The following is a 17,264-nucleotide window of genomic DNA, read 5'->3' on the forward strand; positions in this document are numbered from 1 at the left end:
GGTTATATCTCTGGATCGATTCGGCATTGGAGTGGATTTCACATTGGCGGCGGCCGACCCGTGGTGTAGCGTCGGCGCTCCTCGCCAGGTGCGCGGGCACCCAGCGTAACGGCGTGCCCGGCCGGGTACAACGCATTTGAAGGTGTGTCGATGACGTCATCGCCCGCAACGTCTCCCGCATCGGCGCGCCTGCGCTGGCGCGAAAAGCTGGGCTATGGCGCCGGCGATCTGGGTCTGAATCTGTACTGGGCCAACATCTCTGCGTTCTTGCTGATCTTCTACACAGACACCATGCATCTGCCGGCTGCTGCCGTCGGCACGATGATTCTGTTGACCAAGATCGCCGATGCGATCGCCGACCCGGCGATGGGTGCGCTGGCCGACCGCACCCGTAGCCGCCTCGGCAAATTCCGACCGTATCTGCTGTGGGGTGCGCTGCCGATGGCGGCCACCGGTGTGCTTGCCTACACCACGCCGGATCTGGATCAACATGGGCGCATGTGGTGGGCCACGATCACCTTCCTGGTGATGATGCTGGCGTACACGGTGGTGAGCATTCCGTATTCGGCGTTGTCGGGCGTGATCACCGCCGACAGTCAGCAGCGCACCGGTCTGATCAGCCTGCGCTTCATCGGTGCGTTTGCAGGCACGACCTTGGTCAATTACTTCACGATGGATTTGGTGCACTGGTTCGGCGACGGCAACGACGCGCTCGGATGGCAGCGCACGATGATGCTGTACGGCGCGGTGGCGATGCTGTTGTTCGTCACCGTGGCATTGGCCACGCGCGAGCGCGTGCAACCGCCGCCGCAGCAACACACGCCGATCCGGCGTGACATCGCCGATCTGTTGCAGAACAGGCCGTGGTGCGTGCTGTTCGTACTGTCGTTGATCATCATGATCACGATCACCATGCGCGGTGGTGCGGGTGTGTACTACCTCAAGTACTACGTGCAACGCCCGGATCTGGTCGGCTTGTTTTTGGGCAGTTATTCGGTGGCCTTGGGCGTGGGTGCGGCGATCACGCCGATGCTGACGCGGCGCTGGGACAAGCGCCAGCTGATGTGCGGGCTGATGGTGCTCGTCGGCCTGCTCAGCTGTGCGATGTTCTTCGTGCCTGCTGATGCAGTGTGGGTGGTATTTGCCCTGAACATGCTGATCGGCCTGGCGCTGGGGCCGAAATCGCCGTTGGCGTTTTCGATGTATGCCGACAGCGCCGACTACACCGAATGGCGCACCGGCCGCCGTGCCACGGCGATGACGTTTGCGGCTGCGACGTTCTCGCAAAAGCTCGGTGGCGCGTTGGCCTCGGCCGGCATCGCCTGGGTGCTGGCCGCAATGGGCTATGTCGCCAACACTGCGCAGTCCACCGGGTCGTTGACCGGCATCGTGCTGCTGCTGACGGTGATTCCTGGTGCGGTCGCGCTGCTGGCTGCCTGGACCATGCGTTTCTATCCGCTGGATGATGGCTTGTTGAACCGCATCCAGCATGAACTGGCCGCGCGCAAGCGCGACGAACCGGAGCATTCTTGACCGTGTCTGCAACCCCCACTGTTACGTCCGATGCGCTGTCCAGTCTGATGGCGCCCAGCGCCGATGGTGCGCGCTACGCGCTCTATAGCCCCACCGCAATGCCCAATGCCGGTGGCTTTTTGTGGAACCGCCGCATGATGCTGCAGCTGACCTGCCGCGGCTATGCCACCGGCCAGTTCATGCAGCCGGAGCCATCGAAATACGCGCATGCGCCGATGCTGGAAGCGCGCAATTTCATGATGCCGGAGCAGCCGTACTACGCGCATCATCCCGGGCGTTTTTTCTACTTGAAGGATGAAGACACCGGCGCGTTGTACTCGGTGCCGCACGAACCGGTGCGGGCGCAGCCGCAGGCGTTCGAGTTCTCTGCCGGCAAGCACGATGTGCGCTGGCGTGTGCGTCACGACGACATCGTGGTGGACTTGTGCGTGTGCCTTCCTACCGACGATGCGGTGGAGCTGTGGGAATGCCGTGTGCACAACGTCTCCGGGCGTGCGCGCAGGTTGAGCCTGTATGCCTATTTCCCGGTCGGCTACATGTCGTGGATGCATCAATGCGGCGGCTACGCGCCGGCATTGGGCGGCATCGTCTGCCGTAGCGTGGCGCCGTATCAGAAGGTGGACGATTACTTCCGCCAGCGCGATTTCAAGGACTGCACGTTTCTGCTGCACGAGCAGACGCCGGTGGCCTGGGACGCGCAGCAGATGGCGTTCGAAGGCGAGGGTGGTTTGCATGCGCCATCGGCCGTGCAGGCCGAGCAACTGGGCAACCACGCCGCGCATTACGAAACGCCCGCCGCAGCCTTGCAATACCGGCTGACGCTGGACGCCGATGCGGCCAGCGTGTATCGCTTCGCATTCGGGCCGGCCAAGGACGATGCCGAAATCGCCGCGCTGCGCGCGCGCTATGTGTCGGAAGCCGGCTTCGCACAAGCGGCGCGTGAGTATGCAGACTATCTGCAGGCCGGCCGTGGATGCATCCAGATCGCCACGCCCGACGCGGCGCTGGACAACCTGGTCAACCACTGGTTGCCACGTCAGGTGTTTTATCACGGCGACGTCAATCGTCTGACCACCGATCCGCAGACGCGTAACTATCTGCAAGACCATATGGGCATGGCCTATCTGCAGCCGTCCACCGCACGCGCGGCGTTGTTGCATGCCTTGTCGCAGCAGGAACCCAGCGGCGCGATGCCGGACGGCATTCTGTTGGTGGAAGGCGCCGAGCTGAAATACATCAACCAGGTGCCGCATACCGACCACTGCGTGTGGCTGCCGATCTTCCTGAGCGCATATCTGGCCGAAACCGGCGATACCAGCCTCCTGGATGCGATCGTGGAGACCCACGACGGGCAGCGCCTGAGTGTGGCCGAACGGCTGGATGCGGCGATGCAGTGGCTGCTGGATGCGCGCGATGCACGCGGTTTGAGTTTCATCGCACAGGGCGATTGGTGCGATCCGATGAACATGGTCGGCTGGCGCGGCAAGGGCGTGTCCGGCTGGCTCACCGTCGCCACCGCGTATGCGCTGCGATTGTGGTCGGAGATCTGCACCGCGCAGGGCCGCAGCGCACAGGCGCAGACATTTGGCGAGGCGGTTGCCACGATCAACGCCGATGCCAACCGTGAGCTGTGGGATGGCGGCTGGTATGCGCGCGGTATCACCGATGACGGTGTGCGCTTCGGCATCGCCGAGGATGTGGAGGGGCGCATCTATCTCAATCCGCAGAGTTTCGCGCTGCTGGCCGGTACCGCCAATGCGGAGCAACGTGCGGCGCTGCTGGAGGCGGTGCGCGAGCAGCTGCACACGCCGTATGGCCCTATGATGCTGGCGCCGGCGTACACGCACATGCGCGAGGACGTGGGCCGGCTGACGCAGAAGTGGCCAGGTGCGGCGGAAAACGGTGCGGTCTACAACCACGCGGCGGCATTCTATTTGTACAGTCTGTACCAAATCGGCGAGGCCGACCGCGCCTGGGACATCCTGCGCGCGCTCCTGCCGGGGCCGACCCGCGAGGATGTGTTGCAACGCGGCCATCTGCCGGTGTCGTTACCCAACTACTACCGTGGCGCATGGCATCAGTACCCGCGCACGGCTGGGCGCTCGAGCCAATTGTTCAACACCGGCACGGTGGCGTGGGTGTATCGCTGCGTGCTGGAAGGTTTGTTCGGCTTGGTGGGCCAGGGCAATGCGCTGGCGATTCGTCCGCAGCTGCCATCGCACTGGCCGCACGCGCGTGCGACGCGCCAGTTCCGTGGCGCGGACGTTGACGTCACGTTGATGCGCGAGCCGGGCCGCACCGCGATGGAAGTGCTGGTGGATGGCGAGGTCTGCCCGGATCAGCGCATTGGCAACATCGTCAGTGGGCAGGTGTATCGGGTCGAGGTACGGCTGCCGGGGTAAGCGCCGGCTTGGGCCTGTGTGACGGCAAGGTGCTTCGCGGCGTGATCCATGCTCGCGAAGACGTGGCAGGAAGCGTCCTGGAGGGCCTCCAGCTGGCCTCGCGTCAGCGTGTCGGCGCCGGCCCCAGATAGGACGCAGGCACCGGCACGGTGCTCAGCACGAGCTTCTCCAGGACCAGGTTATCGTCGATCCTGAGGACCTTGATCGTGTGCCGCCCCTTGTCCAGCGCGCCCATCTGTGCCGACAGGAACACCGCGTTGTTCTGCACCGCCGTTGCCCAGGCTTTTTCAGCAGGCGTGTTCTGTGCCCCGCCGGTCGGTTGCAGGTCCGAGCTAACCGTGGTCACCGGACCATCGTCGATCGACACGCCGAGCCGGAGCGGCCCGCGCTTGGACGTCTCCAGCGTGGGCGCAAGATACAGGCCGAGCGTTGCCATTCCCGGCGTTGAGACGACCACGTCGTACTCCACTGCGACACGGTCCTCGGCCGCGGTGGCGGGCTGCCCCTGCGGCAACGCGACCACGGCACCTTGCGTGCGTCCCAGCGCGGGAATCGCGGTCCACTGCAGCCCCTTGTTGGGGGTGACCCGCGAGAACATGGGCGCTTCGATCGAGATCACCCCCGGCGTTTGCGGTGCAGGCGGTGCGAACGCGATAGAGCGGGCGATCCGGTCGGGCGGCGTGTCGCCGCCAACACGGCTGATCGATGGCATCGACTGCTGAGTTGGGTCATTCCAGATCACATAACTCATGTGGACCTGATTCATCATGCCGTCCCATTTGCCACCGTTGATCGTGTGGTAGCGCTGCGTCAGGGCCTGATCGCGCTGAAACGTGGTTCCGACCATATCGGCGAAGTAGTTCGCACGTACATCGTTGCGTGCGGCAAGGCGCTTGTTCCACGCCGCCGCGTAGTAGAGCTGGTAGAGATTGGAAACTGCAGCGATCGGGTATTCGATCAGCTGAAAGTAGGCATCGTGCTGGTGGGCTGGCAAGTTCGCCTTGACGTCAAGCATGCGCTGCTCGAGCGCCTGCCATTGGCTCACCATCGCCCCGAACTCGCCGCCGTCCAGCTTGGCAGGCGCACCCTCACCAAGTGCGAACGTATCCTGGTCGATCAGCTCCGGTTTCCTGCGTGCAACCAGGGTGCTGTAGCGGGTGATCAGCTCACCGATGCGTCCGGCGGACGCAGCGCCGAACGCTGCCTGTGCCCATTGCTGCGGATACGCTGCAAGTGCTGCGGGCGTCATCGCCTCCGGGTTCCAGGCCATCTTCAGGAAAAAGCTCAGTGGATACTCCATCGGTTTGATATCGCCGACGTTGACCATCCAGAGCTGCCGCGCGCCGCGCTGGTAGGCCAGATCCATCTGCTGCCAGATTTTTTCGATCTGGTTGGTGTTGATCCATTTGTAGTTGCGCGGCACCCCGACATAATCGAAGTGGTAGTACACGCCATAACCGCCGGCGCGTTGCAGGTCAGTGACCGGAAGGCGTCGAATCTGTCCCCAGTTGTCGTCGGAAAACAGCAGGGTGACATCGTCGGGAACCTGCATGCCGTGGTCGTAGTAGTCCTGCACTTCCTTGTAGAGCGCCCACACCTGTGGTGTCTGCGTGGCCGGTGCCGCGGTGACCTCGGCGATGATGGCGCGCTGGTCCGCTAGGATCTTTTCCAGCAACTGGCTGGCCGTGCTTTCGGCCATTGGTTCGTCGCCATCGCCGCGCATGCCGACGGTGACCAGGCTGTCGTAGCGCTGGCCACCGCCCTTGGACATCATTCGCGCGATGCCACCCTTCCAGAAGGCACGCAGATTGGCGGCATTGCTGTTGTAGTCCCAGGCACCACCGCTGTTGGGGATACTCTTGAGATGCCATTCCTTTTGCGCGCGCATCATCGGCTCGTGATGGGAGGTGCCCATGACGATGCCCATCTGATCGGCCAGCACCATGTTGTTGGGATCATCGACATTGAAGGCCTTGCCCCACATCGCCGGCCACAGGTAGTTGGCCTTCATGCGAAGGCCCAGTTCGAAGACATGCGCATACATCTTCGAATTGACGCCGCCGAATTTCTTCATGGCCCAGCCCTTCAAGGCAGGGTCTTCGTCGTTGATGAAGAATCCGCGGTAGCGCACCTTCGGCGCATCGGACACGCTGCCGCGGGTAATGAACAGGTTGGAGCGATGCGCCGTTGCGACGTCGGCAAACCAGTACCAGGGCGACACGCCGATCTTCTCTGAAACATCGTAGGTGCCGAATACCGCGCCACGGCGATCGGCACCGACGATGACAAGCGCGCGATCGATCTGCGCGGTGGGGTGCTCGACCACAATCTGTGTGTACCCCTCCCAGCGCTGCAGCAACGCGCGTTTGTCGATTTTTCCGCTGGCAATGAGTGTGTCGATGATCGGGCTCTGGCCGAGCGTGCCAACGATCACGGCCGTTCCGCGGACGGCAGCCAGCGCGGTGGTCACGCCACTGCTGCGGCCGGCGACGCGTTGCAGGTCGTCTGCGAAATTAGCGGCGACCGAGCGCACGGCAGGATCGGCCGATGCATCGACCACGACCGTTGCCGGTACCTCCGAGCGGATGAGCGCAACTGCGCCGGCACTGTCGCGTTCGCACACCGACACCGGCGTGTTGCAGGCCCAGACACCGTCGGCGGCGAAAAGGCCGACCGCGATGATCAGCAGGGATCGCCCGCGCGACGGTGCAATTGACGAGGTCTGTGTGCTTGCCGGAACGGACATGGGCTCTCCACGCATGCGGTACTGAGTTCTGGATGGATGTGGCGCGACGCACGTATCGACTGCGGTTGTGAGCGAAGGGCACGGCCGATTCACCGCGGCGGTATGTGTTACGCCTGCACATGTTCCGCGCCCCACCGCGTTGCGATGAAACCGCACTGCGGGCTGGTGATTGTCATGCTTGGAATGCAGCGGTCACCGGCATCACGCGGATCGCGCGGACGACGGCGTTGCGTGGCAATCAATCCATGGCATGACGAACCGGCATCGAGCAATGAAACGTTTTCGGCACATCGTCCGACTCAGGCTGGACGAACAGTATGTCGTGATAGCGCTAACATCAAGCGGTCTAGCAAACGCGGCTGCGCTAGTTGCGCGGCATACATTGCCAGGCAGTTGCCGTGTCCTGCGGCCATGGCCGTGCAGGATCGATGGCTGCACGCGGCGCTGCGCGTGTTGGCAGTTTGGGCGGGTGTGAACGGGCTGCGGGTCACCGCATCGATGACGGCTTTCGGTCCACAAACCGCCCGCAGCCCGCAACACGCGGGTGTTTATTGCCCGTCTGCGATGACCGATGTCCAGCCAACGACCGCAGCGCATCCGTGCAACGCCGTGAGCGGGCCGACAGGCCGAGACACCGCTGCCGCCGCACCCCATCGCCTGACGCCTGCCCGGGGTCTGATGCCGCCCACGCAACGTCAACGTGCGCGACTGCGTAAACTCCACGCCTGGCGCTGCGCCGTGTAGGAGGACATGGTGGTCTCGAGCTGGATCCTGCTGCTGGTTTCCGTTGGCTACGCAGCCCTGCTGTTCGGGGTGGCCTGGTGGGGCGACCGCCGTCCGCTGTACCCGGAGCGGCCATGGCTGCGGCCGGCGGTCTACAGCCTGGCGTTGGCCGTGTACTGCTCCTCGTGGACCTTCTACGGTGCAGTGGGTTCGGCGGTGCGCAACGGCATCGGCTACCTGCCGATCTATCTGGGCCCACTGCTGTTGCTGTTGTTCGGCTGGCGCATCATCGAGCGCCTGGCGCTGATCGCCCGCGCCGAAAATACCGTCTCCATTGCCGATTTCATTTCCTCGCGTTACGGCCGTTCGCGCCGGCTGGCCGCGTTGGTGGCGGTGATCGCGCTGGTCGGCATCGTTCCGTACCTGGCGCTGCAGTACAAGGCGGTGGCGATGAGCCTGGAGGTGTTGACCGGACATAGCAGCGCCGGGCGCGGCCTCTTCGCCGACCCCGCGTTATATGTGGCGTTGCTGATGGCACTGTTCGCCACGCTCTTTGGCACACGTCAGGTCGATGCCACCGAGCACCACCGCGGCATGATGTTGGCGATCGCGCTGGAGTCGGTGATCAAGCTGGTCGCCATCGTGGCGGTGGGATTGTTCGCATGGCTGTGGTTGAGCGACCACCAGCTGCATATCGCCGATTCGGCGCGCACGCTGTTCGAGCACACGCCCTCGGTGGGCTTCATCTCGCAGACGCTGCTGAGTTTTCTGGCGGTGATCTGCCTACCGCGCCAGTTTCATGTCGCGGTGGTCGAATGCAGCGACGTGGGCGACATCCGCCGCGCACGCTGGTTGTTCGGCGCCTATCTGGTGATCATCTCGGCGATGGTGGTGCCGATCGCCTCGGCCGGCATCGCGCTGTTCGGCAAGGGCAGTGCGGTGGTGGACGATGCGATGGTGCTCGCCCTGCCGCTCAGCCAGGGCAATACCGTGCTGGCGCTGGTGGCCTACGTGGGCGGGTTCTCGGCGGCCACCGGCATGGTGATCGTGGCCAGCATCGCGTTGGCCACCATGGTCAGCAACGACCTGGTCATGCCGGTGCTGCTGCGTCGCCGTGGCAGCGCCGACGCGCGCGCGGCGGTGGCTTCGCGTGTGTTGTGGATTCGTCGCGTCGCCATTTTGCTGCTGGCGCTGATTGCCTACGGCTATCACCGCAGCGTGGCCAACGACACCACCTTGGCGGCATACGGATTGATGGCATTTGCCGCGGTGGCGCAGTTCGCGCCGGGCGTGATTGGTGGGCTGTACTGGCGTGGGGCCAGCCGCAAGGGCGTGGAGACCGGCATGGTGCTCGGCTTCATGACCTGGATCTACACGCTGCTGTTGCCGGCCGCCACGCGCGCCGGTTGGCTGCAGCCGGAATGGCTGGCGGATGGGCCATTCGGCATCGCCTGGCTGCAACCGCAGCAGCTGTTCGGCATGCGCGGCTGGGACCCGCTCGCGCACGGTACGTTCTGGTCGTTGTTGATCAACGTGGGCGCGATGATGCTGGTCTCCGCACGCTGGCGTCCCGGCGTGGACGAGCGGCTACGTGCAGCGCCGTTTCTGGATCCGTACGCGCAGCGCCCTGCGGTGGCCGGTGAATGGCCGGGGCATGTGCGGGTCGGCGATCTGCAAGCGCTAGCCGAGCGCGTGGTGGGTGAACGGCATGCGCGACGCGCGTTCGTGGAGCAGGCGCAATTGCTGGAGCGCGAGTTGCAGCCCACTGTGGTCGCCGACCGTGCCTGGGTACAGTTCACCGAACGCCTGCTCGCCGCGTCCATTGGCGCGGCCTCTGCACGGCTGGTGCTGACCAGCCTGTTGCGTGGTTCGGGGATGGAGCTGGGCGAAGTGGTGGCGGTGCTGGACGAGGCTGGCCAGGAGTTGCGCTTCAATCGCGAGATCCTGTCCACCACGCTGGAAAACATCAGCGCCGCGGTCAGCGTGGTCGACCCGGACATGCGGTTGACTGCCTGGAATCGCCGTTATCAGCAGCTGTTCGGGTATCCCGATGGCATGCTGTATGTGGGCCGCCCGGTGGCCGATCTGATCCGCTACAACGCCGAGCGTGGCGAGTTGGGCGAGGGCGATATCGAAGACCAGATCGATCGGCGTATCCGGCATATGCGCGCCGGCTCGCCGCACGTGTTCGAACGCACCCGCAGCGACGGCAAGGTGATCGAAATGCGTGGCCAGGCGCTGCCGGGCGGTGGCTACGTCACCAGCTATAACGACATCACCGACTACAAGCGCGCCGAGCGCGCATTGCTGGACGCCAACGAAAACCTCGAACAACGCGTGGCCGATCGCTCGCGCGAGGCCGAACTGGCGCAGCAATCCAAGACACGCTTTTTGGCGGCGATCAGCCACGACGTGTTGCAGCCGCTCAATGCCGCACGCCTGTTCGCCTCGGCCCTGCGCGAGAGTCATCAAAACAACGAAGAACAGCGCCATCTGGCCGAACGCGTGGATGCCTCGCTGCGTGCGGCCGAAGAACTGCTCGACGGCCTGCTCGATGTCTCGCGTCTGGATGCCGGCGGATTACGGCCCACGGTCGAAGATTTTGACGCCAGCGCGTTGATGCACGAATTGGCCGCGCAGTATGCGCCAGTGGCCGCCAGCCGCGGTCTTCGTCTGCAGGTGCATAGCCGCCCGATCTGGGTGCGCAGCGACCGCCGTCTGCTGCGCCGGGTGATGCAGAACTTCCTGGCCAACGCGCTGCGCTACACGCGCCAGGGCCGCATCGTGCTGGGCATGCGCGGGCGCGGGCAGCAGGTGGAGCTACAGGTGTGGGACACCGGCCCTGGCATTCCCGAGCATCACATGCGGCAGATCTTTGAAGAATTCCGCCGTTATCAGCAGCCCTTCGACTGGGGAGAACAGGGTCTGGGATTGGGCTTGTCGATTTGCCAACGCATCTCGCGCCTGCTCGATCACGACTTGAGCGCACGCAGCCAGGTCGGCCGCGGCAGCATGTTCTCGATCCTGTTGCCGCGCGTGGCGCCGGTGCCGGTTGCGCCACTGGTGCCTGCGCCGGCCACGCGGGCATCGCCCAGTGGCGATTCGCTGGCCGGCTTGCGCGTGCTGTGCGTGGACAACGACCGCGAGATTCTCGACGGCATGCGCGCGCTGCTCGGCCGCTGGCAGGTGGAGGTGATCACCGCCAGCACGGTGGATCAGGCCCTGGAACGTGCGCGCGAACAGCCGGACCTGATGCTGGTGGATTACCACCTGCATGACCGCATGGATGGTTTGGATACGCTCGATGCCGTGCAAGCGGCCGCACCCGCACCGATCGCCGGCGCCTTGCTCACCGCCGACGGTCGCGACGAACTCAAACAGCTTGCGCGCGAACGCGGTTATCGCTTGCTGACCAAACCGGTGAAGCCGGCATCGCTACGTGCGTTTTTGAGTGCGCATCACGATGCGAAAAAACGCTGATGGCGGCGGCGTAGCAGCGCGCTGGCGCGCGACCGATAACGCGTCATCGCGCTGCTACGATGAACGATGCTTATGCTGCGCCGCCCAGGTGTTCGTAAAGAATCACGCTGCCGACGATCACCAGAATCAATCCACCCAGAATTTCGGCGCGCTTGCCGATCAGATGACCGAGCGCGCGGCCCAGCATCACTCCCCCAGTGACCATGCTGAAGGTGCACAGGCCCACCACCACTGCGACCACGCCGATGTGCACATCGAGAAACGCCAGGCTGACGCCGACCGCCATCGCATCGATGCTGGTGGCAAAACCGGTGGTGGCCAAGCCCAGCAATCCATGCCGTTTCGGCGTCTCGGCGTCGGCATCGTCGGCATCGTCCGGCCCATGGCGCAGGCCGGCGATCATCATGTGCGTGCCCAATGCACCCAGCAGTACGAAGGCGATCCAGTGATCGTAGGCAGACACATAACTGGACGCGGCACGGCCCAGCAGCCAGCCGATCACCGGAGTGATTGCTTCGATACAGCCGAAAATCACACCGGCGCGCAGCGCATCGCGCCACTGCGGTTTGCGCATCGCCGCGCCCTTGCCGATCGCCGCGGCAAATGCGTCGGTGGACATCGCAAAACCGATCAACACAATGGAAAAAGGAGACATCGACACTCTCGGGTTGGGCACGGTCACAACGGCATGCGCCCGCGCCAACCGTCGTCGTGCGCGCATGCCGCTGGTCTCGCCAAACCGAAACTGGTTGCCTGCACCACGGCGCACTGGCCGAGTATGTTGATGCAGGCGCTTTCGATGACGAAAGCAGGCTACTCCCCAAGGGGCGCGCAGTGTACCAACGCATTGCTGCGTTCTGTGCGTTTGCACTGCACGCGAAGGTCGGTCTGATCTTTATAGCCTTGGCTATGCGGGCGCGTCGTGGTGGGCCTTCTGCGGCGTTGCATCGCTGCGCAGCAAGGTGCGCAGCGCGTCCATTTCCACATCGCGGCCGTGTTGCAGAGCCTGCGCGGTGATGTCTACCGGCACGTCGGGTAATACGCCGCGGTCCGGCTGTGCGCTGGTTGGAAGCTGTGCGACCAGCGGTAGATCCACTTCGATCTGCGAGTTGGGAAGATGCAAAAAGAAAAACGCACTGCCGTTGATGCCGCGCAGGTTGCCACCGGTGGGCTGGCCGACCAGCGTGGCCAGGCCGTTGCGCTGCAGTTGCTGTGCAAATTCGAAGGTGCCCGAGCTGTTCTCGGCGCTGGTCAACACGAAGACCCGGCCGTTGAAGTGTGGCGCGCGTCATGGCAGGTAGCGCTGCGCTGCAATGTGCGGCGAATCGAGCGTGTAGAAACGCGTGTCATAGGCGACAGCACGCGCGCCCCAGTCGCGGAAGGAGCGGTCCCAGGTGGTCACATACGGCGCCAACGCATCGGGCAGGCGCCGATAGCGCACCAATTGACGCATTGGCGATACAGCGACCTCACTTGCGCCTAGATAGCCAAGCAGCACGCTGCCCACATCCAGCCCGCCCTCGTTGCCACGCAGATCGATCACCAGCGCAGGCACCTGACGCTCGGCAAGGCGTGCGAAGCTGTGGGCCCAAAAGGCCTGCCAATCCCAGGGGCTGTCGTAGAGCGCCCAGTCCGGCATGCGCAGGATCGCCAGATCTGCCGAGTCCATCGTCAGCGTCCATGCCGGCGCTGCGCTGTCGCGTGCACGCTGGGGCGCCATCGCGTTGCGCTGCGCCGCGTCGATGCCATGTACCCATAGCGCGCGTTGCGCGGTTGCTCCCGGCGTGCGGACCTGCAGCACCGGTTCGGCGGAAATCTGCGGAAACAACAGCGGCAGATACGCATCGAATGCCTCGATGCGCGCAAATCCCTGCACTTCCATCTGAGCAATGCGCTTGGCGTCGTTGCCACCGTCGGCGCGCGCCACCGTCATCAAGGCTGCCAGAATCTGCGCGGTGGCAACGCCATCGATCGACAGCACTTCGGTCCCAGGTCGCAGGTCCGGCTGGTCCGAGCCATTGCGGCTGACAACCATGCGGCCAGGCAGCTAACGGAAGTGAAACGGAAGCAGCCGCTCGCCGGGGAACAGCGCATGCTGGATCGGCTAAGGTTGATTGACGAAGTTCGGGAAGCTATGGCCGCAACGCACGCTGGCGGTCAGGCGCGAGATGGCCAGATAGGCCTGGCCGAGCGTGGCGCCGTGTCCCAGTTCGGTGCGCAACGCGTCGAACCGTTGCGCGACCTGCTGCTCGGTCGCATAGCGGTACAGACCCGGATGCAGTGCCTCATAGGCGTGTTGCAGCACATCGACATCGGCCAACAACGCCGGGCCTGCGAGTGGGCTGTCGCTGGTCAACGGTGGCGCCGATGAGGCTTCCCACGCCACGCACATGGGCCGCAGCAGTAGCAACCACCACAGCGATGGGAGAGGGCGGATGCGAGGGGACATGGCAACTTCTTGCGCGAGAGTCGCCAGCATCCTCAGCTGCACCGCGGCTGGCGTCTCAAATGCCCAATCGCCACGCGATTTTCAGAATGTGGAACTTTGCGCGTGCCGGTAATCGCTGGGCGTACACCCAACGTGGGCACGAAACACCCGGTTGAAGCTGGCCTTGGAACCGAAGCCGACCGCCAGCGCGATGGAGAGAATGTCCTCATCACCCGCCAATAAGCGCTGCGCTTCGGCGGTGCGTCGCGCGTTGATGAAGGCGCTGAAGGTCTGCCCCAGGCCTTCATTGAGCGCGCGCGACAAATAATTGCTGTTGGTCCCCATGCGGCGCGCCAGCTCGGGCAGGGTGAGGTCCGGTTCGCGCCACCAGCCGTGCGCGTTGACCTGGGTGGCCACGCGTTGGCCCAGTGCCTGCCAGTCCTTCTCCACCGCCGCAGGCTGCGGGGCGACAGGCGCTGCGGGATCGCTTGCAGGCGTTGACGGGTTCAGCACCAGCGCCGCATCGCGCTGCGGATACTGCGCCCGGGCATGTCGCCAACCTTCCAGCCCCAGGTAGTAGACCAGGGCGGCGGTGGCCAGATACTGTGGGAACTCGTCGAAGTACGACAGCCGATGCCAAAAGCGGTCGCTGGCGGTGAAGCCCAACCGCAATGCCACCAGCAACGAGGCGGCCAGCAGAAAGCCGCGCAGCCATGGCAACCGCAGTTCCTCGCGCGCGCTGCTGTAGTGCTCCAGCCAGCGTTGATAAGCCAGGTAGTCGCGCCAGGCCAGCAGCAGATACAGCGTCAGCGAGGCCAGTACCAATGCATCTTGCAGTGGGGCGATCCAGGGCACCTGGACAGCGGCGTTCCAGTCCCATTTGCGTTGCAGCGACCAGGTGAACAGCCACGTGTAGTAAGCGCCTTGCAGCAGCCCCGGCAGCAGATGCAGCGCCCAACGCGGTGGGAGCTGCTGGCGCGCCAGTTGGCGGACGTAGAGTCACATCAGCGGCCCGATCGCCAGCTCCCAGAACAGCGGCGCGTAGGTCAGGTCAGGGTAGGCGTCGTAGGCGCCGGCATAGCCGAGCGTGTAGGGCGTGATCAGTGCCACCACCACCAGCAACAACGCCGCCAGGCAACGGTTGGCGATGCGATTGACCGGCGCCGGCAGCAACAGGCCCGCACCGAGCACGCCATGCGCGCTGCCGAGCAGCAGGATGGTGCTCCACATCCCGAACTTGATGCTGGACATGCGATCCCGTCTGGTCGATCGCGCCGAGTATAGGGGCGATCGACGGCGCCGCTGTTCTGGCCACGGTTCCGGCCGCTCTCGCGCGGCATTCGGCCTGTGTGCGGCTAGTGCAGCGCGCTGGAGATCTCGGCGGTCGCCGCGCACAGGGCCTGCAACGCCGCTTGCGGGCTCACCAGCGCAGGGCGTCGTTCGATGAAGGGCACCGTGAGCGTGTAGGTGGCGCTGCCGCGCTGCAGGATCGGTGCAGTCAGATCGACCACGCCCACCACCGCCTCGCTGGGCTGCATCGCATAGCCATCGCGGCGCGCCTGCGCGGCGGCGGCCAGGAACTGCGCGCGCTCGAACGGCACGTCGCTGGCATCGAGCATGTCCAACCAGCGTGCCTGCACCTCCGGCGGCTGGAAAGCGAACAGCACCAGCCCGGAGCTGGAATGCGTCAACGGGCGACGATGCCCCGGGCGTACCACCAGGCCCAGGTCGCTGGGCACGTCCATTTGCGCGATCACCACGATCTGGTCACCGGATGGCGCCACCAGGTGGCACGGCTGGTAGATCGCATCGGACAAGCGACGCATCACCGGCAGTGCGGCCTCGCTGATGCTCTGCACATGCGGCTGCTGCATGCCGAGCATGAACAGGCGGTTGGTCAGCACGTAGTCGCCTTCGCCATCGCGCGTGAGATAGCCGCGCTCTTCCAGCACCTGGAGCATGCGGAAGATTTCCCCGCGCGAGCGCCCGATACCCTGCGAGATCGCCCCCATGCTCATCGGCTGTGCCTGGCGGGCGAGCAATTCCAGGATGTCCAGGCCCTTGTCCAGGGCGGGCGCGCGGTACTTGGCGGGTTCGGTGCTCATCCGTTTGCAGGTCCAGGCAAGGTGCGGCGCGCCAGGGTACAGGCAACGCGGGACGGGGTCAGGTGGTGTGTGTCAGTGCAAATATAAACAAAGATTTTATATTTGCATGGCGATGGCCAGCGCAGTACGCTCGCTTGATTGCAACGCAAGCGCCACAGCCTTGGGAGGGGAACGGTCGCATGCATCACAGTGACATTGCCGCGTCACCGCGCGGCAACCTGGCGCGTACCGCCATGATTCCCCTGTTGTTGATCGTCAGCCTGTTCTTTTTGTGGGGCATGGCCAACAACCTCAACGACATCCTGATCAAGCAGTTCAAGAAGGCCTTCGAACTGACCGACCTGCAGGCCGGGCTGGTGCAGAGCGCGTTCTACATGGGCTATTTCGTGTTCGCGATGCCGGCGGCGATGTTCATGCGCCGCTACAGCTACAAGGCGGCGGTGGTGCTGGGCCTGCTGCTGTACGCCTGCGGTGCGTTCCTGTTCTATCCGGCCGCGCAGGTGCACACCTACTGGCTGTTTCTGCTGGCGTTGTTTGTCATCGCCAGCGGCCTGGCGTTCCTGGAAACCACGGCTAACCCGCTGGTCACTGTGCTCGGTCCTGCCGATGGCGCAGCGCGGCGCTTGAACCTGGCGCAGGCGTTCAATCCGCTGGGCTCCATCACCGGCGTGTTGGTCGGCCAGCACTTCATCTTTTCCGGCGTGGAGCACACCCCGGCCGAACTCGCGGCAATGGCGCCGGCCGCGCGTGAGGCGTTCTTCGCCACCGAATCGTCGGCCGTGCAGATGCCGTATCTGATCATCGGTGCAGTGGTGGTGCTGTGGGCGATCCTGATTGCGCTGGTGCGCTTTCCCACCGGCGCGCCGGATGCCGACGCTGGTGCCGCGCCCAGGCGCGCACGTTTCAGCGAGTTGCTGCGTAACCGGTTGTTCGTGTTTTCGGTGGTAGCGCAGTTCTTTTACGTGGGTGCGCAGGTCGGGATCTGGAGCTATCTGATCCGCTATCTGCAGGATGCAGTGCCCGGCACGCCGGAAAAGACCGCGGCCACTTACTTGACCATTTCGCTGGTGCTGTTCATGGCTGGCCGCTTCATCGGCACGGCGCTGTTGCGCTATCTGGCGCCTGCGAAGCTGCTGGCAAGTTTTGCAGTGATCAACCTGATCTTGTGTGCGGTGGCGATCGCGCTGCCTGGGTGGACCGGATTGTATGCACTGGTGGCAGCCAGCGTGTTCATGTCGGTGATGTTCCCGACCATCTTTGCGCTGGGCCTGGATGGCATGCACGACGACGCGCGCAAGCTGGGCTCCTCCTTGCTGGTGATGTCCATTATCGGCGGCGCGCTGCTCACCGCGGTGATGGGCGCTGTGTCGGACATGGCTGGCATCCATTGGGCGATGGTGGTGCCGGGTGCGTGCTTTGCCGTGATCCTGCTGTTCGCCTTGCGCGCACGCCGCGCAGTGCCCGTGATTGCAGGAGCCTGAGCATGCCGCGTCTTTGTTATGTGCTGGATCTACACGACGATGCGGCGCTGATCGCCGAATACGAGCGTTGGCATCAGCCCAATGAGGTATGGCCGGAAGTGGTGGCCTCCTTGCGGCAAGCCGGCATCCTGGAACTGGAGATCTTTCGCAGCGGTGATCGGCTGGTGATGCTGATGGACGTGAGCGAGAGCTACGACCCAGCCGCGAAAGCGGCGCGCGATGCAGCCGACCCGCGCATCCAGGCGTGGGAAGCGTTGATGTGGCGGTTTCAAAAGCCGCTGCCGGGCAGTGCGCCAGGAGAAAAGTGGCGCGAGGCCGGGCGGATATTTGCGTTGAGTGAGGCGGTGGCAGCGCAAGGCTGAGTCG

General features: G+C 64.5%; 7 protein-coding genes, 3 pseudogenes and 1 riboswitch. Of the genes and pseudogenes, 5 read left to right on the plus strand and 5 right to left on the minus strand.

Annotated elements, in window-relative coordinates:
- Nucleotides 1-150 precede the first annotated feature (150 nt).
- Nucleotides 151-1,533 carry an MFS transporter gene (locus M0D43_RS12225; protein WP_252164834.1) on the plus strand — a complete coding sequence of 461 codons (1,383 nt, stop codon included), beginning with the start codon at nt 151-153 and terminating at the stop codon, nt 1,531-1,533.
- Between the two features lie 2 nt (nt 1,534-1,535).
- Nucleotides 1,536-3,935 (plus strand): annotated as a pseudogene (locus M0D43_RS12230) (GH36-type glycosyl hydrolase domain-containing protein); the annotation flags it as partial.
- A 103-nt stretch (nt 3,936-4,038) separates the two neighbouring features.
- Here M0D43_RS12230 and M0D43_RS12235 read toward each other — a convergent pair.
- Nucleotides 4,039-6,681 (minus strand): glycosyl hydrolase 115 family protein, encoded by a 2,643-nt coding sequence (locus tag M0D43_RS12235; RefSeq protein WP_260807233.1) that lies wholly within the window; start codon nt 6,679-6,681, stop codon nt 4,039-4,041.
- Nucleotides 6,682-7,431: 750 nt separating this feature from the next.
- Here M0D43_RS12235 and M0D43_RS12240 point away from each other — a divergent pair.
- Nucleotides 7,432-10,884 (plus strand): hybrid sensor histidine kinase/response regulator, encoded by a 3,453-nt coding sequence (locus M0D43_RS12240; protein WP_252164836.1) that lies wholly within the window; start codon nt 7,432-7,434, stop codon nt 10,882-10,884.
- A gap of 70 nt (nt 10,885-10,954) precedes the next feature.
- Here the strand turns inward: M0D43_RS12240 and M0D43_RS12245 are convergent, their stop codons facing one another.
- The 4 genes and pseudogenes from M0D43_RS12245 to M0D43_RS12260 all read right to left on the minus strand — a co-directional run bounded on the left by M0D43_RS12245 (nt 10,955) and on the right by M0D43_RS12260 (nt 15,417).
- Nucleotides 10,955-11,539, minus strand: a complete 585-nt coding sequence (locus M0D43_RS12245) for a manganese efflux pump MntP (RefSeq protein WP_252164837.1) — start codon at nt 11,537-11,539, stop codon at nt 10,955-10,957.
- A 12-nt stretch (nt 11,540-11,551) separates the two neighbouring features.
- Nucleotides 11,552-11,712, minus strand: a riboswitch (yybP-ykoY riboswitch).
- 79 nt (nt 11,713-11,791) lie between these two features.
- Nucleotides 11,792-13,276, minus strand: a pseudogene (locus tag M0D43_RS12250) (S41 family peptidase).
- Nucleotides 13,277-13,414: 138 nt separating this feature from the next.
- Nucleotides 13,415-14,542 (minus strand): annotated as a pseudogene (locus M0D43_RS12255) (helix-turn-helix domain-containing protein).
- A gap of 125 nt (nt 14,543-14,667) precedes the next feature.
- The gene (locus M0D43_RS12260; RefSeq protein ID WP_252164838.1) at nt 14,668-15,417 is read right to left on the minus strand and encodes an IclR family transcriptional regulator; all 750 of its coding nucleotides are present in this window, start codon (nt 15,415-15,417) and stop codon (nt 14,668-14,670) included.
- Between the two features lie 179 nt (nt 15,418-15,596).
- Between M0D43_RS12260 and fucP the strand changes: the two genes are divergently transcribed.
- Both fucP and M0D43_RS12270 read left to right on the plus strand, forming a co-directional pair.
- Entirely contained in the window at nt 15,597-16,898 is a 1,302-nt protein-coding gene (gene fucP / locus M0D43_RS12265; RefSeq protein WP_252164839.1) for an L-fucose:H+ symporter permease, read from the plus strand.
- Nucleotides 16,899-16,900: 2 nt separating this feature from the next.
- Entirely contained in the window at nt 16,901-17,260 is a 360-nt protein-coding gene (locus M0D43_RS12270) for an L-fucose mutarotase (RefSeq protein WP_260807234.1), read from the plus strand.
- Nucleotides 17,261-17,264 lie beyond the last annotated feature (4 nt).

It is taken from the genome of Xanthomonas prunicola, from assembly GCF_025266575.1.
Taxonomy (GTDB): Bacteria; Pseudomonadota; Gammaproteobacteria; order Xanthomonadales; family Xanthomonadaceae; genus Xanthomonas; species Xanthomonas prunicola.